Annotated in this window: 17 protein-coding genes and 1 riboswitch; of the genes, 6 read left to right on the forward strand and 11 right to left on the reverse strand. The window is 60.9% G+C overall.

What is annotated here, in order from left to right; genetic code table 11:
- Window positions 1–195 precede the first annotated feature (195 nt).
- The gene (gene thiC / locus J1G33_RS08920) at window positions 196–2,100 is read right to left on the reverse strand and encodes a phosphomethylpyrimidine synthase ThiC (protein WP_262416772.1); all 1,905 of its coding nucleotides are present in this window, start codon (window positions 2,098–2,100) and stop codon (window positions 196–198) included.
- Between the two features lie 149 nt (window positions 2,101–2,249).
- Window positions 2,250–2,355: riboswitch (TPP riboswitch) on the reverse strand.
- A gap of 196 nt (window positions 2,356–2,551) precedes the next feature.
- On the opposite strand from thiC, the gene J1G33_RS08925 reads away from it, so the two are divergent.
- Window positions 2,552–3,991 (forward strand): TolC family outer membrane protein, encoded by a 1,440-nt coding sequence (locus J1G33_RS08925; protein ID WP_005784173.1) that lies wholly within the window; start codon window positions 2,552–2,554, stop codon window positions 3,989–3,991.
- Between the two features lie 123 nt (window positions 3,992–4,114).
- On the opposite strand, the gene waaA is transcribed toward J1G33_RS08925, so the two are convergent.
- Together waaA and J1G33_RS08935 are read right to left on the reverse strand one after the other, a co-directional pair.
- On the reverse strand, window positions 4,115–5,392 hold the full coding sequence (gene waaA, locus J1G33_RS08930) for a lipid IV(A) 3-deoxy-D-manno-octulosonic acid transferase (protein WP_032878244.1): 1,278 nt from the start codon (window positions 5,390–5,392) through the stop codon (window positions 4,115–4,117).
- A 23-nt stretch (window positions 5,393–5,415) separates the two neighbouring features.
- Window positions 5,416–6,306 (reverse strand): LysR family transcriptional regulator, encoded by an 891-nt coding sequence (locus J1G33_RS08935; protein WP_032878246.1) that lies wholly within the window; start codon window positions 6,304–6,306, stop codon window positions 5,416–5,418.
- 103 nt (window positions 6,307–6,409) lie between these two features.
- On the opposite strand from J1G33_RS08935, the gene J1G33_RS08940 reads away from it, so the two are divergent.
- The 4 genes from J1G33_RS08940 to J1G33_RS08955 are packed head-to-tail and all read left to right on the forward strand — an operon-like array spanning window position 6,410 to window position 9,795.
- Window positions 6,410–6,745, forward strand: coding sequence for a multidrug efflux SMR transporter (locus tag J1G33_RS08940; RefSeq protein ID WP_005784167.1), 336 nt, complete (start codon window positions 6,410–6,412; stop codon window positions 6,743–6,745).
- A gap of 55 nt (window positions 6,746–6,800) precedes the next feature.
- Complete coding sequence (locus J1G33_RS08945; protein ID WP_223017951.1) at window positions 6,801–7,976, forward strand: FAD-dependent oxidoreductase; 1,176 nt, start codon at window positions 6,801–6,803, stop codon at window positions 7,974–7,976.
- On the forward strand, window positions 7,973–8,785 hold the full coding sequence (locus tag J1G33_RS08950) for an aldo/keto reductase (RefSeq protein ID WP_032878250.1): 813 nt from the start codon (window positions 7,973–7,975) through the stop codon (window positions 8,783–8,785). Before J1G33_RS08945 ends, J1G33_RS08950 begins: the two co-directional genes overlap by 4 nt.
- Window positions 8,786–8,826: 41 nt before the next feature.
- Window positions 8,827–9,795, forward strand: coding sequence for a hypothetical protein (locus J1G33_RS08955; RefSeq protein ID WP_005784162.1), 969 nt, complete (start codon window positions 8,827–8,829; stop codon window positions 9,793–9,795).
- A gap of 68 nt (window positions 9,796–9,863) precedes the next feature.
- Here J1G33_RS08955 and J1G33_RS08960 read toward each other — a convergent pair whose 3' ends face one another.
- From J1G33_RS08960 to msbA, 3 genes are all read right to left on the reverse strand, one after another.
- The gene (locus J1G33_RS08960; RefSeq protein WP_005784161.1) at window positions 9,864–10,799 is read right to left on the reverse strand and encodes an NAD-dependent epimerase/dehydratase family protein; all 936 of its coding nucleotides are present in this window, start codon (window positions 10,797–10,799) and stop codon (window positions 9,864–9,866) included.
- The gene (gene hldE, locus J1G33_RS08965; RefSeq protein ID WP_005784159.1) at window positions 10,792–12,216 is read right to left on the reverse strand and encodes a bifunctional D-glycero-beta-D-manno-heptose-7-phosphate kinase/D-glycero-beta-D-manno-heptose 1-phosphate adenylyltransferase HldE; all 1,425 of its coding nucleotides are present in this window, start codon (window positions 12,214–12,216) and stop codon (window positions 10,792–10,794) included. Before hldE ends, J1G33_RS08960 begins: the two co-directional genes overlap by 8 nt.
- Before the next feature lie 189 nt (window positions 12,217–12,405).
- Window positions 12,406–14,211 carry a lipid A export permease/ATP-binding protein MsbA gene (msbA, locus tag J1G33_RS08970; protein WP_032878254.1) on the reverse strand — a complete coding sequence of 602 codons (1,806 nt, stop codon included), beginning with the start codon at window positions 14,209–14,211 and terminating at the stop codon, window positions 12,406–12,408.
- Between the two features lie 157 nt (window positions 14,212–14,368).
- Here msbA and J1G33_RS08975 point away from each other — a divergent pair, with 157 nt between their 5' ends.
- Window positions 14,369–16,210, forward strand: a complete 1,842-nt coding sequence (locus J1G33_RS08975; protein ID WP_223017952.1) for a bifunctional O-antigen ligase/aminoglycoside phosphotransferase family protein — start codon at window positions 14,369–14,371, stop codon at window positions 16,208–16,210.
- Window positions 16,211–16,229: 19 nt separating this feature from the next.
- On the opposite strand, the gene J1G33_RS08980 is transcribed toward J1G33_RS08975, so the two are convergent.
- From J1G33_RS08980 to J1G33_RS09000, 5 genes are all read right to left on the reverse strand, one after another.
- Window positions 16,230–17,111 carry a glycosyltransferase gene (locus J1G33_RS08980; protein ID WP_032878256.1) on the reverse strand — a complete coding sequence of 294 codons (882 nt, stop codon included), beginning with the start codon at window positions 17,109–17,111 and terminating at the stop codon, window positions 16,230–16,232.
- A complete protein-coding gene (locus tag J1G33_RS08985) occupies window positions 17,108–18,256 on the reverse strand; it encodes a glycosyltransferase family 4 protein (RefSeq protein WP_032878257.1) in 1,149 nt (382 codons plus the stop codon). Before J1G33_RS08985 ends, J1G33_RS08980 begins: the two co-directional genes overlap by 4 nt.
- 85 nt (window positions 18,257–18,341) lie before the next feature.
- Window positions 18,342–19,748, reverse strand: a complete 1,407-nt coding sequence (locus tag J1G33_RS08990; protein ID WP_223017953.1) for a PIG-L family deacetylase — start codon at window positions 19,746–19,748, stop codon at window positions 18,342–18,344.
- Window positions 19,745–20,641 (reverse strand): GNAT family N-acetyltransferase, encoded by an 897-nt coding sequence (locus J1G33_RS08995; RefSeq protein WP_032878259.1) that lies wholly within the window; start codon window positions 20,639–20,641, stop codon window positions 19,745–19,747. Before J1G33_RS08995 ends, J1G33_RS08990 begins: the two co-directional genes overlap by 4 nt.
- Window positions 20,642–22,399, reverse strand: a complete 1,758-nt coding sequence (locus J1G33_RS09000) for a carbamoyltransferase (RefSeq protein ID WP_003187998.1) — start codon at window positions 22,397–22,399, stop codon at window positions 20,642–20,644.
- Between the last annotated feature and the right edge of the window lie 117 nt (window positions 22,400–22,516).

Consider the following 22,516-nt stretch of genomic DNA (forward strand, 5'->3'; position numbering starts at 1 on the left):
ACAAACGTCAGCGGGCCACTGACCGCCCAAGGGTGTGATCTCTAAGGGGCACTTGTTGTTTGGGAGATCGCTATCGCGGGCAAGCCCGCTCCCACAGGGGACCGGCTGTGGACACAAAAATTGTCTACAACTCGATCAACTGTGGGAGCCGGGCTTGCCCGCGATGACGGCCGTGCAGGCACCGCCGACTCGGGATCAGACCTTCTTGTAGAGCTGACTGCCTTCGCGCTTGAACCGCTCCGCCTGCTCGGCCAACCCCTTGGCCACGTCCACATCCACCGCTTCAATACGCTGGTTGGCCGCATACTCACGCACTTCGTGAGTCACCTTCATCGAACAGAATTTCGGCCCGCACATGGAGCAGAAATGCGCCACCTTGGCCGACTCCTTCGGCAGCGTTTCGTCGTGAAACGCCCGTGCGGTGTCTGGGTCCAGGCCGAGATTGAACTGGTCTTCCCAACGGAATTCGAAGCGTGCCTTGCTCAAGGCGTTATCGCGAATCTGCGCACCCGGATGGCCCTTGGCAAGGTCTGCGGCGTGTGCGGCGATCTTGTAGGTGATGATCCCGGTCTTCACATCATCCTTGTTCGGCAAACCCAGGTGTTCCTTGGGCGTGACGTAGCAGAGCATGGCGCATCCGAACCAGCCGATCATCGCCGCGCCGATACCTGAAGTGATGTGATCGTAGCCCGGCGCGATGTCGGTGGTCAGCGGGCCGAGGGTGTAGAACGGCGCCTCGTCGCAGCACTCCAGTTGCTTGTCCATGTTCTCCTTGATCAACTGCATCGGCACATGGCCGGGGCCTTCGATCATGGTCTGCACGTCGTGCTTCCAGGCGATCTTGGTCAACTCGCCCAGGGTTTCCAGCTCGCCGAATTGCGCAGCGTCGTTGGCATCGGCCACCGAACCCGGGCGCAGGCCGTCCCCCAGGGAGAAGCTGACGTCATAGGCCTTCATGATTTCGCAGATTTCTTCGAAATGCGTGTAGGCGAAGTTTTCCTTGTGGTGGGCCAGGCACCACTTGGCCATGATCGCGCCGCCACGGCTGACAATGCCGGTCACGCGGTTGGCAGTCAGCGGTACGTAACGCAGCAACACGCCGGCGTGGATGGTGAAATAGTCCACACCCTGCTCGGCTTGCTCGATCAGGGTGTCGCGGAACAACTCCCAGGTCAGGTCCTCGGCCACGCCGTCGACTTTTTCCAGGGCCTGGTAGATCGGCACGGTGCCAATTGGTACGGGCGAGTTACGGATGATCCATTCGCGGGTTTCGTGAATATGTTTGCCGGTGGACAAGTCCATGATGTTGTCCGAACCCCAGCGGATACCCCAGGTCATTTTCGCCACTTCCTCTTCAATGGACGAACCCAAGGCGCTGTTGCCGATATTGCCGTTGATCTTCACCAGGAAGTTACGGCCGATGATCATCGGTTCCAGCTCGGTGTGGTTGATGTTGGCCGGGATAATTGCGCGGCCGCGGGCGATTTCTTCGCGCACGAATTCAGGCGTGATGATTTTCGGAATGCTGGCACCAAAGCTGTGCCCGGCATGTTGTTGCTTGAGCAGGCCGGCTGCACGGGCTTCTTCGAGCTTCATGTTTTCGCGGATGGCCACGTATTCCATCTCGGGCGTAATGATGCCTTTTCGTGCGTAGTGCATCTGGCTGACGTTGGCACCGGCCTTCGCCCGACGCGGGTTTTGCAGGTGGGCAAAGCGCAGGTAGGCCAGGTCCGGGTTATCCAGGCGTTCCTGGCCGTATTTGGAACTCAGGCAGGACAACCGCTCGGTATCGACCCGCTCTTCGATCCACGGCGAGCGCACATCAGCCAGGCCTTTGCGCACATCGATGATGACGTTGGGGTCGGTATAGGGGCCGGAGGTGTCGTAAACCACCACAGGGGCGTTGATTTCGCCGCCAAACTCGGTGGGGGTCACATCCAGGCTGATTTCCCGCATCGGTACGCGGATGTCGGGGCGCGAGCCCTGCACGTAGATTTTCTGCGAGCGGGTAAACGGCTGCACGGAGCCGGAGTCGACCTTGGCCGATTCACTCAGGTGCACAGTATTTTTTGGTTTTGTACTTTTTATCTCAGTGCTCATCACGGGCTCTCCAACTGATCCAGGCGGTGGATTTTTGTCGGAGCGAACCTGTGACGGACGGACGCACTGGAATCAGTGCTGTGCTTGGCGCACGAGGGCTGTTCGATTGTCGAACAACATCCCGGACGAAGCACAAGAGGACTCGCCGGGTGACGAGAAATCTTGTTCCCTACGCAGGCGCTAACCTGATCAGGTTCAACGGGATCCGGTATTTACCGATCTCAGCCTTCCAACAAGGCACCCCGACAAGAACGCGGCCAGTCTAGACCATGGCGTGGGCAAATTGCCAATAGCGGTGCATTCAGCGTGATGAATGGCGTGATCGTGGGATTGTTGTGCGCAGGTCCGACAACTACACTCGGGCACTGCTTCAAGGCTTGACGCCAGGAATGGCCAGCCTTAGCCTTGAGCGCTAAATTATTGCCGTAATATTTAAATTAGGGATCGCCTCATGCTGCGCAAACTTTCACTGGCTCTTGCCGTGTCTTGTGCGACCAACGGACTGGTCTGGGCAGCTGAAGCGCCCTTGTCCACCAACACCGATCTGGTCAGCGTTTATCAGGAAGCGGCGAGCAACAACGCCGACCTGGCCGCTGCCCGCGCTCAATATGGCGCGCAAAAAGAGGTGGTGCCCCAGGCGCGCGCAGGCTTGCTGCCGAACCTGTCGGCCGGCGCCGACAGTAACAATGTGCGCACCCAGATCGACCAGCCCGCCGCCACGGCCAACCGTGACGCCCACTCCTGGCGCGCTACCCTGAGCCAGCCGCTGTTCCGCGCCGATCGCTGGTTCCAGCTGCAAGCTGCCGAAGCCGTCAACGAGCAAGCCTCGCTGCAACTGTCGGCCAGTGAGCAGAACCTGATTTTGCAAAGTGCCGAGAGCTACTTCGCCGTGCTCCGTGCCCAGGACAACCTGGCGTCGACCAAGGCCGAAGAAAATGCCTTCAAGCGTCAGCTCGACCAGTCCAATGAGCGCTTCGATGTGGGCCTGTCGGACAAGACCGACGTGCTGCAATCCCAGGCCAGCTACGACACCGCCCGGGCCAACCGCATCGTGGCCCAGCGCCAGGTAGACGACGCTTTCGAAGCGCTGATTACCCTGACCAACCGCCAATACAACTCGATCCAGGGCATCGTCCATACGCTGCCGGTGCTGCCGCCGGCGCCGAACGACGCCAAGGCCTGGGTCGAAACCGCCGGGCGTCAGAACCTCAATCTGCTGGCCAGCAATTACGCCGTGACCGCCGCCGAAGAAACCCTCAGGCAGCGCAAGGCCGGCCACTTGCCGACACTCGATGCGGTCGCGCAATACGAAAAAGGCGACAACGACGCCCTGGGGTTCAGCAACCCGAATCAGTTGCCTATCCCGTACGGTGGCGATGTGTCGCAACGCACCATCGGCCTGCGTTTGAACATCCCGATCTACAGCGGCGGCCTCACCAGTTCGCAAGTGCGCGAATCCTATTCACGCCTCGACCAGTCCGAGCAACAGCGCGAGGGCCTGCGCCGCCAGGTGGTGGAAAACACCCGCAACCTGCACCGTGCAGTGAACACCGACGTGGAGCAGGTGCAGGCACGCCGCCAGTCGATCATTTCCAACCAGAGCGCGGTAGAAGCCACGGAAATCGGTTATCAGGTGGGCACGCGCAACATCGTCGATGTGCTGGACTCACAGCGCCAGTTGTATGCGTCAGTGCGTAACTACAACAACAGCCGCTACGACTACATCCTCGACAACCTGCGCTTGAAACAGGCCGCGGGCACCCTGAACCCAGGGGACCTGCAAGACCTGGCGCGCTACCTCAAGGCCGACTACAACCCGGACAAGGACTTCCTGCCGCCGGACCTGGCCAAGGCCGCTGCCGAACAGCTCAAGGCCCGCCCGGGCTATTAAGCTCACCGCATAACCAATGTGGGAGGGGGCTTGCTCCCGATAGCGCTGTGTCAGTCGCCCAATAGGTTGGCTGACCCACTGCCATCGGGAGCAAGCCCCCTCCCACATTTGATGGGCGCTGGGTCAGTGAGCGATCAATCTTTCCAAACCGTCCAAAAGGCGTTTTAACGCACCCTGGTTGGCCTGCATCACTTTCAACCCCGCCTGCGCCATCCTGCGCGCATCCTGCGGCAGTTCGAACAATTGGCGCACCGCTTCGGCCAAACCGTCTGCATCATCCACCTCTCGCAACGCCCCGGCGTCGCGCATCATCGTGCTGATTTCGAGGAAGTTGAACAGGTGCGGCCCCATGATCACAGGCTTACCCAAAGCCGCCGGCTCCAGCGGGTTGTGCCCGCCGGTCGGCACCAGGCTGCCGCCCACAAAGGCACTGTCGGCCAGGGCGTAGAGAAACAGCAGCTCACCCATGGTATCGCCGAGCAGCACCGAGGTTTGCTCGGTGACCGGCTCACCGCTGGAGCGACGCACCGTGGCAAACCCTTGTTGCACACTCAGCTCGAACATCGGGTCGAAGCGCTCCTGGTGACGCGGCACCAGAATCAGCAACGCGTTGGGATAGCTCGCCAGCAATTGGCGATGGGCAGCCAACACCACTTCGTCTTCACCTTCATGGGTACTGGCGGCGATCCACACTGGCCGGTCGCTGGCGCCCCACTGTTCACGCAGGTCAGCGGCGCGGGCCGTCAATTGGGGGTCGATGGTCAGGTCGAATTTGATCGAGCCAGTCACCTCCACCGTTTCAGGCCGTGCGCCCAGACTGCGAAAGCGCTCCGCCTCGGTTTGCGTCTGCACGGCGAACAGGCTCATTTGCGCCAGCATCGGCGCCGTCAGCTTGGCAAACCGGGCGTAGCCCTTTGCCGAACGCGCCGACAAACGTGCATTGGCCAGCGCGACCGGGATACCGCGTTGAGCGCAGGCATGGATATGGTTGGGCCATAGCTCGGTTTCCATGATCACCGCCAGCTTGGGCTGCACACGGTCGAGAAAACGCTTGGCGGCGCAAGGCAAGTCGTAGGGCAAGTAGCAATGCTGGATGCGCGGCTCATTGGCGAACAACGCCTGGATACGCTCGGAACCGGTAGGCGTCATGCAGGTGACAGTGATCGGCAGTTGCGGATACCGCGCCAGCAAAGCGCGAATCATCGGCGCGGCGGCAATGCTTTCGCCCACCGAAACGGCGTGCACCCAGATGCCGCCGGGGCGCATCACCGGCAAGCCATAGGAAAACCGTTCGCCCACACGCTTGGCATAGGCCGGTGCCTTGCGCGCGCGCAGCCATAAACGTAAGGCCACCAACGGCAGCGCCAGGTAAAACAGACAGCTGTAGAGAGTTCTATTCATGGCGGCGGAGTTTATCGGCTTTTTCAGTCGATCGCCTGCAAGCACTCGGCAAATCGTTTGGCCAGGAAGCGAGCGGCGGGCCCCAGATGCTCATCGCGCCTCCATACCAGTTCCACGACCAGCGCCGGCGGTGTCCATTCGCTGGCTAACTCGACCATCTGTTGTTGGTAGGTCGGGTATTGCACGATGTGCCGAGGCAGCCAGGCCCAGCCCAGGCCGCTCATCAGCCATTCGGCCAATACGTAGAAGCTGTCGGCTCGCCACACCAGAGGGCTGGCCGCTTCGCTGCCGGGATAGACGCTGGTCTGGGTCGACATCAGCAACTGCCGATGCTGGGCCAAATGCTGGCAAGTCACGTAAGTTTCCTTGGCCAGCGCATGATTCACCCCGCATACCGTGACCATTTCCACACTGCCCACTACCCGCCGCTCAAGGGCCTCCGGGATTTGGTCGTGATAGAACAACAACCCAAGGTCCGCCTGGCGCTCCACCAGCTTGCGCGCCACATCGCCCTGGGCGGCGCTGGACAGCTGCACTTCCAGGAGCGGGTACTGCACCGCCAGCGCCTCCAGGCTGTCGAGCACTGGCTGAAACAACATCGCCTCATCCTGGGCCAGCCGCAGGCAGGCTTCCTCGCCGCGGGTGAGGGACAGCGCCCGGCCGTTAAGCCGCTCGCATTGGCGCAGCACTTCACGTGCTTCTTCCAGCAACACGCTGCCGGCTTCGGTCAGGCGTGGCTGGCGGCCGCTACTACGTTCAAACAGGCTGACGCCCAGGTCCGCCTCCAGCAGGGCGATGCCATTGCTGACCGCCGATTGCGCCTTGCGTTGCCCGCGCGCTACGGCAGAGAACGAACGCTGCTCGGCAACGCTGACAAACAGGCGCATCTGTTCCAGATCCCACTGCACGCTCATGGTTGAACCTATCTTGAATTCGGATAGGTAATGACTTTACCGCATCTGTTGAACCTCTAGAATGCCGACCTTATCAAACCAGCTTCACCTTGAGGATTGCCCCATGAACGCCGCCTACTGCTACCTGGCCATTGCCATTTGCTCGGAAGTGATCGCCACCGTCTCCATGAAAGCGGTCAAAGGCTTGAGCACACCGATCCCGCTGCTGCTGATGATCGCGGGTTATGGCGTAGCGTTCTGGATGCTCACCCTGGTGGTGCGCACCGTGCCCGTGGGCGTGGCTTACGCGGTCTGGGCAGGGCTGGGGATTGTGATGGTCAGTGTCGCGGCGCTGTTCATCTACGGGCAGAAGCTGGATGTGCCGGCGATGCTGGGCATGGGCCTGATCGTGCTGGGCGTGGTGGTGATTCAGCTGTTCTCGAAAACCGCCGGGCACTGACCGTCACTCAACAGCCTGTATACTGCGCCTCTTGTCTTGAACACTGAGGTCGCCGATGCCATCCGTTATTTCCACCGACGTTCTGATTGTCGGCGCCGGGGTTGCCGGGCTCTGGCTCAATGCGCGCCTGCGCCGCCAGGGGTTTTCCACGGTACTGGTAGAAAGCGCCAGCCTGGGCGGCGGGCAAAGCGTGAAGTCCCAGGGGATCATTCACGGCGGTGCGAAATACGCCCTGCATGGCGCCCTCACCGGCGCCTCCGAAGCCATTGCCGACATGCCGCGGCGCTGGCGTGAAGCCCTTGCGGGTGACGGTGAGCTGGATCTGTCTGGTGTGCGCGTGTTGTCCCAAGCGCATTATTTGTGGTCCCCGGGCACCCTCGCCGGCAACCTCACCAGCTTTTTTGCCAGCAAGGCCGTGCGCGGCCGCGTTGATCAGGTCAAGGGCGAAGAGCTGCCTGCTGCCCTGCAAGACCGCCGCTTCAAGGGCAAGGTCTATCGTCTGGCAGAGTTGGTGGTGGACGTACCGAGCCTGATCGAACGCCTGGCGCAACTGGCGGGTGACGGCTTGCTCGCAGGCCAGCAAATCGAGCCGTTGCTGGACGGTAATACGCTGGTGGGCTTGAAGGTCGATGGCCGCGAGATCCGTGCCCAGCGCATCGTGCTGAGCGCCGGCGCCGGCACCGCTGACCTGCTCGCGGCCCTGGGCCTGAGCCAGCCGGCCATGCAAAAACGCCCGTTGCATATGATCATCGCCAAAGGCCCGAGCCTGAAGCCGCTGTATGCCCATTGCCTGGGCGGCGGTACCAAGCCACGCATCACCGTAACCACCCACCCGGCCGCCGATGGCAACTGGGTGTGGTACCTGGGCGGGGATATCGCCGAGGCCGATGGCGTGGCGCGTACGCCTGACGAACAAATTGCCACCGCCCAGAAAGAGCTGGCGCACCTGCTGCCCTGGATCGACATGAGCCAGACCCGGTGGGCGACCCTGCGGGTGGAGCGCGCCGAGCCGCTGCAATCGGGGCTGAGCCGGCCCGACAACGCCTTTCTGGCCGAAGACGGCCGCCTGCTGGTCGGTTGGCCGACCAAACTGGCCCTGGCACCGGACTTCGCCGACCGCGTCCTCCACGCTCTGGAGCGAGACGGCATTCGCCCCGGCGCCAGCACCCCACTGCCCGAACTGCCAAAACCGGCTATCGGCCAACCCGCCTGGGAGCAACTGTTGCCATGAGCCTGCCAACCCTGCACGACCTGCATCGCCCGTTGGGCAGCACCGGCCTGCTGGTGTCGCCATTGGGACTGGGCACCGTCAAGCTGGGCCGCGACCAGGGGGTCAAATACCCCAGCGGCTTTCAGATTCCCGGCGACGACGAGGCGCGAATGCTGCTGCGCCAGGCTCGCGAGCTGGGCATCAACCTGATCGACACCGCCCCCGCCTACGGCATGAGTGAGGAACGCCTGGGCCCGTTGCTGCGTGGCCAGCGCAACGAGTGGGTGATTGTCAGCAAGGTCGGCGAAGAGTTTGCCGATGGCGTGTCCCGTCACGACTTCAGCGCGGCCCATACGCGAATGTCGATCGAACGCAGCCTGAAACGCCTTGAAACGGATTTTATCGATTTGGTGCTGGTGCACTCCGACGGTAACGACTTGCACATCCTCAACGACTGCGAGGTTTACCAGACCCTGGCCCAACTGAAGAAGGACGGCAAGATCGGCGGTTTCGGCTTCTCCGGCAAAACCGTCGAAGGCGGCATAAAGGCCCTGGAACAGGGCGATTGCGCGATGGTCACCTACAACCTCAATGAACAGGCCGAGAAAGCCGTGATCGATTACGCGACCACCCATGGCAAGGGCATCCTGGTAAAAAAAGCCCTGGCCAGCGGTCACGTGTGCCTGGAGCCAGGAATGGATCCAATTCATGCCAGTTTCCAGCTGTTGTTTGCGCAAACGGGCGTCGCCAGTGCTATTGTCGGGACCATTAATCCGCTGCACCTGGCCCATAACGTGGCAACCGCTGCCCGAGTCATCCGTCAACTCTGATGCCGCCCACGCGGCCGACCCCGTCGCACAAAGGAGCCGACATGCCGCGTACGCTCATAAGAAAGAACCCCAGTAACTTCAAGACACTGCCGCTGCACGTAGAGGCCACCCCCGAAGGCCTGAGCTACCAGAGCGTCGGCATGCCGCTCAACTTTGCCCAGACCCTGCAACGGCGCAAGCCGGTGGAGGTGCCGGATGCCGAACGCTTCGCCCTGGAACTGGCGAACCTCGGCGTCTCGGTGCGCCTGACACTGCACTGGCAAAACAAGGATTACTGGGTGCTGGTGCGCCAGCGTCGTCAGGACCGCGGCGATGTGGTGCTCAAGCTGATCTCCGGCTACGTACCGGCCCATGAACTGAACCTGCCGCTGCACACCGCGATCCAGGAAATTGCCGAAGAGTGCCTGCTGGAGACGCCTGAAGGCTGGCTCGGCGGGCGCTTCAATGATACCTGGCTACCGGCGCCCTACTCCGCCGCCCTGCATTACCGCGAAGCCCTACCGTTTCGCCTGAGCCCCCTGTCCGGCGCCGCACGCCCGGTACGCTGCGCCACCACGCAACTGATCGAGCGCCCACGGGCCTATGTGCACCTGCCGACGGCATCGCTGCAATTGATTTATGACCTGCGCCTGGAAGTGCCAAAGGAAGCCAAGTCCCTCAGTTTGTTCCATGTGGATGAACGCCTGGAAGGTGACCAACTGGTGGCGCGCCTGGATCGTCAGCGCCCGGATCTGTACCTGATGCCATTGAAAGACGGCGAGCCGTTGGCCGAACTGTATACCGTCAAGAAAGATCAGCTGTACCCGGCCAGCACACGCGGTTTGTACCTGGCGGAAAGCTTTGCCCAGCAAGAGGGCTGGCTGGTGCGCGATGAGCGGATTCGCTGGAAGGATTGGCTGCGCCAGCAAGGCCTGGCAGAGCCGGAAAAGGACTCGAAACTCAAGCGCCTGACCGGCAAGGCGCGGCAGATGCTGCGCAAGATCGTGCCGAAGAAAAACATCAGGAGCTGATGCGCTAACCTTTCATTGAGGCGCGAGGAGGACGGTTCTGTCCACCTCGGCTCATGCAGGTAAAACCGTCAGCTGTTCAACAGGCGCTCCAGCCCCACTTTCAACGGGGTAGGCTCGGGCGGCGTGAAACTGGCCAACAACCGTTGGTTATTCGCCCTTGAATGCCGAATATCGCCCGAGCGCGCCGCTTCATATGTCACAGCAGGCAACGAGCCCAAGGCCTCTTCCAGCGCCTGCAGAACCTGCCTGAGGGTGGTGGTGCGGCTCCAGCCGACGTTAATGGCCCCCAAGGGAGCGTCTGGCACTTCAACGGCCTGCACCAGCACATTGACTAGATCTTCCACATACATGAAATCGCGGGTCTGCTCACCATCGCCGTACACGGTGATAGGCAAGCCACGCTGGGCACGCTCGCTAAAGATGCTGATCACGCCGGAGTACGGCGATGACGGATCCTGGCGGGGTCCGAAAATATTGAAGAAACGAAAAATCACCGGCTCCAGCCCATGCTGGCGGCGGTAAAAATCAAAATAGTACTCGCCAGCCAACTTGTCCGAAGCATAGGGCGTCAATGGGGCTTTAGCTGTCTGCTCGTCAATCGAAGCACCTTCACCATTGTTGCCATACACAGCTGCGCTGGAGGCAAATACCACACGCTTCACACCGGCCTTGCGCATACCTTCGCAGACATTCAAGGTGCCGACGAAATTGCTCTGATGGGTGCTGACGGGATCATCCACCGATGCTTGTACCGAAGCTACAGCCGCCAAGTGCACCACCGCCGTCACACCAACAAGGGCCCGCGCCACCTCTTCGGCATTGGCGACGTCACCTTCAAGCAGTTCGACTCGCTCGTTATCGAGCGGCAAATTGCTTCGCTTGCCAGTGGACAGGTTATCCAGCACGCGGACCCAATAGCCTCCAGCAAGCAGCGCATCAACCAAATGTGAGCCGATGAAGCCAGCGCCGCCAGTGATCAGAACCCACTTTTTAGTATCAATCATTATTACGGATCTTCTCGACGATAGCGGTGGTTGAGCTGTTTTCAACTAGGCCCAGCACTTTGACCTTACCGCCGTAGGCGCTGACGATATCCGCCCCCACGACCTGGTCGACGGTATAGTCACCACCCTTTACCAGCACGTCAGGCTTGACCTGGGCCAGCAGATTTTGCGGAGTATCCTCGGAGAAGCTGATCACCCAGTCCACCGCGCCCAGGCCCGCCAGCACCGCCATGCGCCGGTCAACACTGTTGATCGGACGGCCCGGCCCCTTCAGGCGGCTAACCGAAGCATCATCGTTGACCGCGACGATCAAGCGATCGCCTTGGGCACTCGCCTGCTCCAGGTAGGTCACATGCCCGGCGTGCAGGATGTCAAAGCAACCGTTGGTGAACACAATGCTTTCGTTATGGGCACGTGCATCGTCAATCGCCAGCAGCAACTGCTCCAGGCCCAGCACGCCGCGCTCCGAGCCTTCGGAGCGCTGAATCGCACGGCGCAACTCCGGTGCGCTGATGGCCGCGGTACCCAGCTTGCCCACCACAATGCCCGCCGCCAGGTTGGCCAGGGCCACGGCGTGGGGCAGTTCCTCACCGGCCGCGATAGACGCCGCCAGGGTGGAAATCACGGTGTCACCGGCACCGGTAACGTCGAACACTTCACGGGCCCGCGCCGGCAGGTGCATGGCCGGATGGTCAGGTCGCAGCAGGGTCATACCGTGCTCGCCACGGGTCACCAGCAAGGCGCCCAGATCAAGCTCGGCCATCAGCGCCGCGCCCTTGCTCACCAGTTCGTGCTCATCGGCACAACCGCCGACGATGGTTTCGAACTCACTGAGGTTAGGCGTCAGCAGGCTGGCGCCTCGATACACCGAGAAATCCTTGCCCTTGGGATCGGCGAGTACCGGAATGTTGCGAGCCTTGGCGGCCTGGATCAGCACCTGGTGATTCTGCAAGGCGCCTTTGCCGTAGTCGGACAATACCAGCACCTTGATACCTTCGAGCAGCGCCTCGACCTGGTCGCCGAGGGCCAGGGCGTCGGTGGCGAAGGGCTCTTCAAAATCGATACGCAGCAATTGCTGGTGACGGCTCATGACCCGCAGCTTGACGATCGTCGGCTGATGGGCGATGCGCTGGAACAGTGCACGCACGCCGGCCCCCTGCAGGCTGTTGGCCAGGCTTTCGGCAGCTTCGTCGTCGCCGGTCACACCCACCAGGGAAGCCGGGGCACCGAGGGCGGCAATATTGAGAGCGACGTTGGCAGCGCCACCCGGGCGGTCTTCGATTTGCTCGACCTTGACGACCGGTACCGGAGCCTCAGGGGAAATCCGTGAGGTACCACCATGCCAGTAACGGTCGAGCATGACATCGCCGACCACCAAGACAGCGGCTTGATTGAATCGCGGCATGGACAACTTCATGGAGCAACCCACATACAAAATGAACAGGGGCGCGATATTAGCACAGGGTTTGCGGTCGCTTGCGCGCACTGCAGGCCAAATGTGGAAGGGGGCTTGCGCCCGATGGCGGTGTATCAGCTTGCACAAATGCCGGCTGATCCACCGCTATCGGAGGCAAGCCCCCTACATTAGCTCTGTGTCGCTGCTGGATCAGGTGATGTCAGCCGCTACTGGCGCATCCAACCCCATGGCATGCAGGCGAGCGTAATAGCCGTTCTGCGCCAGCAACTCGCCGTGGGTGCCGCGCTCGACAATCCGCCCGTCATCCATAACCAGAATCAGGTCGGCTTTCTCGATAGTCGACAATCGGTGCGCGATCACCAAGGTCGTACGGCCTTGCATGACTTTGTCCAGTGCCGCCTGGATATGCCGCTCGGACTCGGTATCAAGGGCCGAAGTGGCCTCGTCGAGAATCAGCAGCGGCGCGTTCTTGAGCAAGGCGCGCGCAATCGCCAGGCGCTGACGCTGGCCGCCGGACAACAGCACGCCGTTCTCACCGACCTGGGTATCGAAGCCTTTGGGCAACTGGTCGATGAAGTCCTTGGCATTGGCATCCGCCGCCGCCGCTTCAACGTCGGCGCGGGGCGCACCGGCCAGGTCGCCGTAGGCGATGTTGTTGGTTACGGTGTCGCTGAACAGGGTCACGTGCTGGGTGACCTGAGCAATATGCTTGCGCAGGTTGAGCAGCTTGTAGTCTTCGATCTCTACGCCATCGAGCAGGATCTCACCGCTTTCATGGTGGTAGAAACGCGGGATCAGGCTGGCCAGGGTCGACTTGCCGCTGCCTGAACGGCCCACCAGAGCGATCATCTGCCCAGGCTCGGCGGTGAAGCTGATGTCTTTGAGCACATGGCGTTCGGTGCCTGGGTAGGTGAAGTTCAGATTGCGCACTTCCAGGCGGCCATTGACCTTGTCGCGCTCGATGGTGCCGTGGTCGACCTCAACGTCTTCGTCCAGCTGTTCAAAGATGCTCTCGGCGCCCGCAACACCTTTCTGGATGGTCGAACTGACCTCCGATAGCTGACGGATCGGCTTGGGCAACAAGCCAGCCAGGGTGATGTAGGCCACCATGTCACCCGCCGAGGCATCGCCACGCAGATACAGGACCAGGAACATCAGCACGGCCATGGCGGAGTAGATCACCAACTGCAGCGCCGGGGTGTAGATCGCCCCGGTGCGAGTCATGCGCAGTTGCTTGTTGGTGTTGCTCTGGCTGGCCTTGAAAAAGCGCTTCTCTTCGTAGACTTCGCCACCAAAGCTGCGCACTACGCGGTAGCCCTGGATGGTTTCCGAGGCCACGTGGGTCACGTCGCCCATGGCCACCTGGATCTTCTTGCTCTGCTTGCGGAATTTCTTGCTGGCGGTGCTGACCATTACCGCAATCAACGGCAGGATCGCGATCATGACCAGCGTCAGGCGCCAGTTCATGTACAGCAGGGAGGCGAACAGGAAGATCACCGTCATGCCTTCGCGAATTACCACCTTGATGGCATCGGTTGCCGCACCCGTGACCATGGTCACGTTGAAGGTGATGCGGGAAATCAGGTGCCCGGAGTTGTGGTTATCGAAGTAACGGTTGGGCAGCGTCAACAAGTTGTTGAACAACTGCACCCGCAGGTCATGGACCAGCCCCAGGGAGACCTTGGCCAACAGATAGTTGCCCAGGAACGAACCCAGGCCCTGCCAGGCCGCGATCAGGATGATCAGCAGCGGCACCGCCTGCAGCAGTTGCAGATCGCGCAGGAAGGGTACGGTGGGGAACAACACGGCTTCCGGATTGGAAAGGCCGTCTACAAAGTACTTGAGGATGTAACCCAGCATCGGTTGGGTCGACGCGAAAATCAGAAATCCAAGGATACTCAACGCGAACAAGCCCATGTAGGGCTTAACGTAACTGAGCAGGCGGAAGTATATTTTCAAGCTCGAAGGGCTTGCGCTCGGACTGGAGTCGGTCATATCACGCGGCGTTTTGAAAAAGGAGGCTGACTTTAGCACAGCTTCTCTGTTGTACTTGCACCCGGTATACCCGCGGCCCGGTTGGATCTGACCGGCGACATTACATAGCCACTAGCTTAAGATGGTTGGCTTTCTATTTGTGGAATGGCTCTACTGTATGCACTCCAAGCGCCTTATCTATGGCTCAAACCGCGTTTTCGACTTCCTGGTCCTTTGGATTTTACCTGTTGGCTTGCTGCTGCTCCTGAGTGCACTTTTCTTCGTCGGCAATCGTAATGTCCTGCACCGGATCGTCTACATCCTGTTCAGCGTACCGACCTTGTTTTTACTGTGCATGCGCCCCCGGGAGCTCAGGGATCTGCTACGAGAGCCCCTGGCTATCGCCTTTCTAGCCTTTTCCGCCTGGGCCTTGGCCAGCCTGCTCTGGAGCCCTGAGCCCAGTTCCGATACCGACCTTTTCAAGCGGCCGCTCAATACCTTCATGCTGTTTGGCGGCTGCGGGCTCCTGCTGCATTACCGTAATGAACTGTTCAAGCCGATCTTCTTTGGTGCCGCCGTCATTGCGCTGGTGGTAAGCCTGTGCAACCTGGTGGTGTTCGTCAAATCATTCCAGCCCGGCATGCGCATGATCGGCGGCCTTGGCGCCCTCGACAACCCGTTGCTCAGTTCGCACCTTTTTGGTTTTTTCACTGTGTATTGGCTGTACGCCTGCATGACCACCCAGCGCTTGAAGGTATTGTGGTTCAGCGTACCGGCCCTGGCGATCATGACGGCGGCGGTGCTGGCGACCGGCTCACGCACGCCGCTGGTGGCGTTGACGCTGGCGATCCTGTGGATGAGCTTTGTCAGCCGCAACCGCCGCTCGGCATTGCTTCTCGGCGGTATGGTCCTGGGTGCCGTCGCGCTCCTGGTGCTCTACCCCGAATCGATCACTGAACGAGGCAGCTCATTCCGCCTTGAACTGTGGAGCATGTCGTTGCGGCTTATCGCCGAACACCCGTGGATCGGTCACAGTTACGACTCCGAACTGTTCCTGACCCTGGCAGATGGCGACCAACTGCGCGAACCCCACAGCTTTGCGCTCGGGGTGCTCTACTACGTCGGTATCATCGGCTTTATTCCGTGGATCTTCATGCTCGGGTGGGGCCTGTATAAGGGCCTGAAGGAGCGCGCGCAGCCGTTGTTCATCCTGGCATCGTCGCTGCTGGCCTATGGCATCGGCGCTGGCCTGACCGAAGGCGGCGGCATTCTGTCGCGGCCCAAGGAACATTGGTTCGTACTCTGGATTCCGTTGGCAATTATCACAGGTCTGAGCCTCGCCCAGCGCCACCGCTGCCTGCTGCGCATGCCGGTACAGAACATCAAGGCCCCGGCTTTCGAGCAGCTGTGCAGCAACGCCCATGTCATTGAAGCCGATGGCCTGGGCCCCAAAGTACTGCGCCTGCAAGACGGTAATTTCCTCAAGGTGTTCCGCCCCCGCCGCTGGTACACCTCCGGCAGTTTCAACCCCTATTCCGAGCGCTTTGCCAGCAACAGCGAGCAACTGCGTACCCTGGGGATCCCCGCTCCGCAAATCCTCGGGCTGTATCGTTTGCCCGATGCCAGCAGTGCCGTCACCTACACCCCCCTGCCCGGCCTGACTTTGCGCCAAGCGTTGCAAAGCCTGGACAGCAGCCTGCGCGAATCACTGGTGGAGCGTTTTGGCCGGTTCATGGCGCAGTTGCACGAGCGTGGGGTGTACTTTCGCTCGTTGCACCTGGGCAATGTGTTGTTGATGGACGATGGCGAGTTCGGCCTGATCGACATCGCTGACCTGCGCATCTACCCCTCTTCACTGCGTTATGCGCTGCGCCAACGTAACCTGCGTCACATGCAGCGCTACCCACAAGACCGCAACTGGCTGTTCGAAACGCATTTCGAACAACTGGTCAAAGGGTATGCCTCGGTGGCAAGCCCGGCCGCCACTGCGAAAATCCGCGAGCAGGTACAGGGCCTGTAGCAGGAGGGATGGCGCCGTTTCAGTTCCTGAGCGGCGCCAGATACAACCTCACCAACCCACGCAAGGTCTTGCGCCCCCAGAACTTCAACGGGATCTGCTTGAGAATCTCGCGCGCCAACGGGCGGTCGCGGTCGGCGGTCTTGAGGAACATTGAGTTCAGGAAGTTGTAGCGCACCTGATCATAGGCCGGGTGATCGCTGAACAATGCGTAAGTCTTGAGAATGTTCTGGATCATGTAACGGTGGTTCTTGTACGTGTTGGTAGCGTGCTGGCGATATTTGGCCATCACCACACCCAAAGCGTCGATGGTATAGCCCGCCGCCGTGATCTTCAGCTGGATCAACAAGTCCTCCAGGGGAATCTGCGGGTCGAACCCGCCGACCTCCTCCAGTACGTCGCGACGAATCAGCATGGTCGGCGCCGGCGGAAAGGGCTTGCGGTCCAGGAATATATCGTCGAAGTCGAGGCTGCGAAACGGCACGTCGCGACGTTGCTTCTTCTCCGGGTGCAGGTTGCCGTCACCGTCGATCAGCTCGATATTGCCGGCGCACATGCCCACCTTCGGCTTGCCCTCCATGTACGCAACCTGAGTGGCGAGACGGTCCGGCAACATGATGTCATCCGAACCGAACGGCGCGATCAGGCTACCCTTGGCACGAGCGATCGCACCGTTCAAGGTGGCGCTGAGGCCTTGGTTCTGCTGCACCTGGAAATCAAAGCCGTGCTCGGCCTGCAAGCGCTGGATGCGTTCGACGCTGTCATCCTTGGAACCGTCATCCACCACCAACAGTTCGATATTGGGGTAGGTCTGCCCCAGCACGCTGAGGATGCTCTGTTCGATGTACTGGCCATGGTTATAGGAGGCGATGATCACCGAGACCAGGGGCTGTTGCTGATTCATGCTCTACCTACTTCACGCAAACCGGTTTCAATCAGGGTCAGGTACTTGTGCTTGAACTCGTCAAGGGTGTGGTTGGCCTCCAGATAGCGGAACACCTCTTCACCCTTTTCGCGCAGCTGTTCATCGCTCAGTGCCAGATAAGTATCCAGGGCTGCAGCCAGCTGCTCGACGTTGCCCGGGTCATGGGACAGCCCACCCGCGCCCTGCACCAGGGGCAGCATTGCCGGTCCGTTGGAGGCAATCACCGGCAGATGGCCGCTCATGCCTTCCAGCAGAGCCAGGCCCAGGCCCTCGAACAGCGACGGCATGGTCCAGATGTCGAAGCCGCGCACGTACTTCATGCCGTCTTCGCGAAAGCCCAGTAAGTGCGCACGACCGTTCAGGCCCAGGCGTTCGATATCGGCACGCAAATCGGCTTCGGCGCGCCCGGAACCAATGATGCCCACCTGCGCCTCAGGGTATTTATCCTTGAGCGTGGCGAAAGCCTGCAGCAGATGAGTATGGCCCTTGATCGGCACCAGGCGGCCCAGAGCGCCGATCATCCGTGCTTCCATTGGCAGGCCCAGGGCCTTGCGTGCGTCCTCACGGGACAGTTGCAAGGCTTCTGCCTGGGGAATGTCGATGGCGTTGGTGACGTAGCTGGTGTTTTCACGGGTGAACCCACAGTTGAGGTCCACCAGGTAGTCCTTCACCGCTTCCGACACGCCGACAAAACGCCAGGCCGGGCTGACCCAGCGCTGGGTCTGACGCCGACGGTAACCACGGGCATATTCGCCAAAACCGTGGGAGATACCGATGCACAGAGGGATTTTCAACCAGCGATTGAGCGACAGCATCATGTTCACCGATTTGAAGCGGTTACAGATGACCACATCGAACTTCTGCTCGCGGCAATACTTGTAGATCTGCCACATGGCGCCAAAACGAATGCCCTTGAGAGACTTCTCCGGCAGCTCGAAATAGTGGGAATGCTCAGCCACGCTCAGGGGCTGGCCGGGCAGCGGACGACCGCTTAGAAACCCGGAGGTCACCTCGAAACGTTCAGGCGGCAGGGATTTGACGATTTGCTCACCCAGGTCGGCGAAGTCATGGGTCTTGACGTTGTAGTCCGGCTGTAACTGCAAAACCTTGAAACGCGGCTTCATAACTCTCCATGCAGCGATCTGGCTACGGGCGCACGGCCCGGTAAAATGGGCGGCAGACCCACGCTGGCCTGCCTTCGAGAGGGTTTCAGTCCTGCTTAAGGACCCACAACAGCTCGTGACGACGCACGGCTTTGCGAAAGAATTCGTTCTCGCCGTAAGGCGATGGACTACGTCCGGCCAGCACTTGCTGCAACCACTTGCGCACCCGGCGCTTGAGCGGCGCGCGCGGCTGCAAGTCGTGCATCATGCCCAGGGCCATGGCCTTGTCCTGCTGCTGGCTCAAGGTGAGTGCAAAGCTGCACGGCACCATCTCGGGCGATGAATCGAAACGTGGCGGCAGCGCCATCCCAGCACCGGAGTCACCCATGGGCCAGCGGTCATTATCATGCAGGTGGTTGGCATAACCGAGCAACGTGTCGGGCTGCCACTCCAGGCCCTGCAGAGCTTCAAGCACCGCCGCATGGGCGCAGATGTGGTCAGCGTGGGGGTCCAGCAATGGCGTGGGCAACACGATCACCTGAGGGCGCGCCTTGAGCAGCAGTGCGCGCAGGTCGGCGATCAGGTTGTGCCAGGTCGGTGCGCCATCTGCATCACCCGGCAGGGCAAAGCCGTTGAACTGGCGAAATAGCCGCGTGTCGGCCAAATCCGCTTCGCGCGACGCCTGAGGCTGGTCCGGCGCAGCCTGCATGGCCTGCAATTGCATGCAGAAGTAACCCAACTGCACGCATTGTGCTTCGGGCACCCCGGCCCAACGCGGCACGGCAACGCTGTCCCAGGCACGCAAGCGGCCCTTGAGGCGTGATGCTTGGGCCTTGGGCAAACCCATCTGCTGATAGTGCTCGGCTTCGATCTCCCCGGCGGTCAGGGTCACGATCCAGCTTTCAGCCGCTTGACTGTAAAGGCTGAACGCGGCCAGCTCGGCATCGTCGGCGTGAGGAGCGATCACCATCACACGTTGCTGGCGATAGTCCGGTTGGTGGAAACGCCACAGAATCGGCTGCCCCTTGATCCGGCAAAAGCGCCCGCGCAAGCTGATGTTGCCCGCCACCAGTGCTTGTGCAGCGCCGGTCAGGTTGAGATAGCGACGCCCGTTGACGCCACGTTCAAAGGTTTGGCGGTCCGCTGAGTCAAGGCCCAACAGGTCCACCGCCGGGTCTAGGAAGCGCCCCAGCCACGAACTTTTCAACTCAACGCCAATAATCAGGGTTTCATCGTTCGCCAGCGGCGCATCCAGCAACAGCCGCCCCGACTCCAGGCGCAAACCGGGCTGCTCGCTGCCGGCTGGGAATGCGTACTCATAGTGGTCGCTGGGCGAGTAGAACAGGTGATCGGCAAACCACGCTTCATGGGCCGCCCATAGCAACACCGCCAACATCGGCGGCAACCACCAGGCCACCATTACACCGGTGGCAACCAGCACCGCCAAGCCGATCAACAGCGCGATGCGCTTGTTGCGCCGATGGCGCTTGAGCAGTTGCTGTTTGCGACTCATACGCTGAACACCGGCACCGGGTTGCACCAGCGCTCCTTATACTCACGGTCGGAACGACCGAAGGAAAAGCGCAGCGACTTGTTCGCCGCCCGCGCCTGCTCCCAGGCGCTTTGGGTATTGAGGAAACTCAACACGCTGCCAGGGCTGAACGCGCGGGTTTGCGGGTCGACGCCGCCGTTGACGTACTCGGCGCTGAACCATTCATTGGACTGCACCTGATACACCAATTGCACCGCAATCGCGGCGTCATTGAGAAACAGCACCGAGCCGAACACAAACTCCTTGAGCAGCTCCAGCACCTCGGCCAAACGCGCCGCACCAGCCGCCGGGAACCCCCAGCGACGCTGGAACAGATCGCAATAAATCGCCGCCAGCTCCACGCTGGAGAACTCACTGACCGCCCGCACCACGCCGCCCGCTTCTTCCAGCAAACGCAATTCACGTCGTTGGTTGTAGCGAAACTTCTTCGACAGCTCTTCGGGCGTGCGCGCCATGGCCAATTGCTCGGCCTGGGGCTTGAGGGTACTGACGCGCCCTTCGTTAAGAGCCGACAGGTAGCGCGCCCGGTGGCGCAGCGGCAACTGAGCATCGGCGGCAATGGGCAGGATGACCTCGGCATTGCCCAGGTCAAACAGGCCTTTCTTGCCGGTGCGCTTGAGCACGTCCTTGGAGAGAGCCAGATCGCGCCCCCAGGTGGCTATCGCCCCCTTGAGTTCGCCACCTTGTTCCCAGCCCAGGTAGCGTACCGGAATCTGCGCCAGGCCAGCCAACCGCTCGATAACCTGCGGGTGGGTCGCCACGCTGCCGCCGTAACGCTGCCAGGCCTGGGCGTAAACCTCGGCCTCGACAGGCGCCCAGCCACGTTCACGCCAGCCCTGGAAGCGGTTCAGCATTTAAACCACGGCGTCATAAGGGTCCACGCCGTCTTTCACGACCAGGATGTCTTCCATGATCAGGTACTGCAGGTCCGAGCCGAAGAACATGTTCAGCGCGTCGGTCGGCGAGCAGATCATCGCCTCGCCACGACGGTTGAGCGAGGTGTTCAGGGACACACCGTTACCGGTCAGCACTTCCAGCTCTTTCATCATGTCGTAGTAGCGCGGGTTGTATTCGCGCTTGAGCACCTGGGCGCGGGACGTGCCATCTTCATGCACCACTTCAGGCACGCGGGTCTTCCACTCTTCCGACACTTCAAAGGTGAAGGTCATGAACGGCGCCGGGTGATCGACCTTGATCATCTGCGGGGCCACGGTGTCGAGCATCGACGGGCAGAAAGGCCTCCAGCGCTCGCGGAACTTGATCTGGTGGTTGATGCGGTCAGCCACGCCGGTGGCGCTTGGGCAGCCGATAATCGAACGCCCACCCAAGGCACGCGGGCCAAACTCCATGCGGCCCTGAAACCAGGCCACCGGGTTACCGTCGACCATGATCTTGGCGATGCGCTTGGGCATGTTTTCGATCTTGCGCCAGTTCGGCTTGCTCTCGTGCTTGGCGCAAGCGGCGATCACGTCTTCGTTGCTATAGGACGGGCCGAGGTACACGTGCTCCATCTTCTCCACCGGTACACCACGAGCGTGGGATACATAGGCGGCCGCGCCGACAGCCGTGCCGGCATCACCGGACGCCGGCTGCACGAACAACTCTTTCACGTCGTCGCGGGCAATGATCTTCTGGTTCAGCTTGACGTTCAGCGCACAGCCGCCGGCGAAGGCCAGCTTGCCGGTGTCCTTGAGGATGTCGCCCAGGTAATGGTCGATCATCTGCAAGGCCAGCTTCTCGAACAACGCCTGCATACTGGCGGCGTAGTGGATGTACGGCTCGTCGGCAATGTCGCCTTCGCGCTTGGGGCCCAGCCACTCAATCAGTTTTGGCGAGAAGTAGAAACCCTTGCCCTTCTCTTTGTAGCGACGCAGGCCGATGACGTTGGCGTAGTCGGTGTTGATCACCAGCTCGCCGTTTTCAAAGGACGCCAAACGCGAGAAATCGTACTTGCTGGCATCACCGTACGGCGCCATGCCCATGACCTTGAACTCACCGTCGAGCATCTCGAAACCGAGGAACTCGGTGATCGCACCGTACAGGCCGCCGAGAGAATCCGGGTCGTAGAATTCCTTGATCTTGTGGATCTTGCCGTTTTCGCCATAGCCGAAGAACGTGGTGGCGTACTCACCCTTGCCGTCGATGCCCAGGATCGCGGTTTTTTCCTGGAAACCCGAGCAGTGGTAGGCGCTGGAAGCGTGGGCCAGGTGGTGTTCAACCGGTTCGATCTTGATTTTCTTCGGATCGAAGCCCAGTTGTTCCAGGCACCAGACAATCTTGTTGCGATAGCGCTTGTAGCGACGGTTACCCATCAGGATCGCGTCGAGGGCGCGGTCCGGGGCGTACCAGTAGCGCTTGGCGTAGTGCCAGCGTGCCTCGCCGAACAGGCTGATCGGGGCGAATGGGATCGCCACCACGTCAACGTCCGAAGGCTTGATGCCAGCCTGTTCCAGGCAGAACTTCGCCGACTCGTAGGGCATGCGGTTCTTTGCATGTTTGTCGCGTACGAAGCGCTCTTCTTCGGCGGCCGCAATCAGCTTGCCGTCGATATACAGGGCTGCGGAAGGATCATGGCTAAGGGCGCCGGACAGGCCAAGAATCGTCAATGCCACTGGGGTCTAGCCTCTTTTAGTCTGCATGCAGGCGCATCGCGCCTGAAAAAAGTGTGCTTCCCGCCCGGGCGGGAAACAGCTAAAGGGCGGGATTATAGCTTAAAAGCAGTAGGAAGC

The sequence above is a fragment of the Pseudomonas sp. P867 genome (assembly GCF_019891455.1).
Taxonomy (GTDB): Bacteria; Pseudomonadota; Gammaproteobacteria; order Pseudomonadales; family Pseudomonadaceae; genus Aquipseudomonas; species Aquipseudomonas synxantha_A.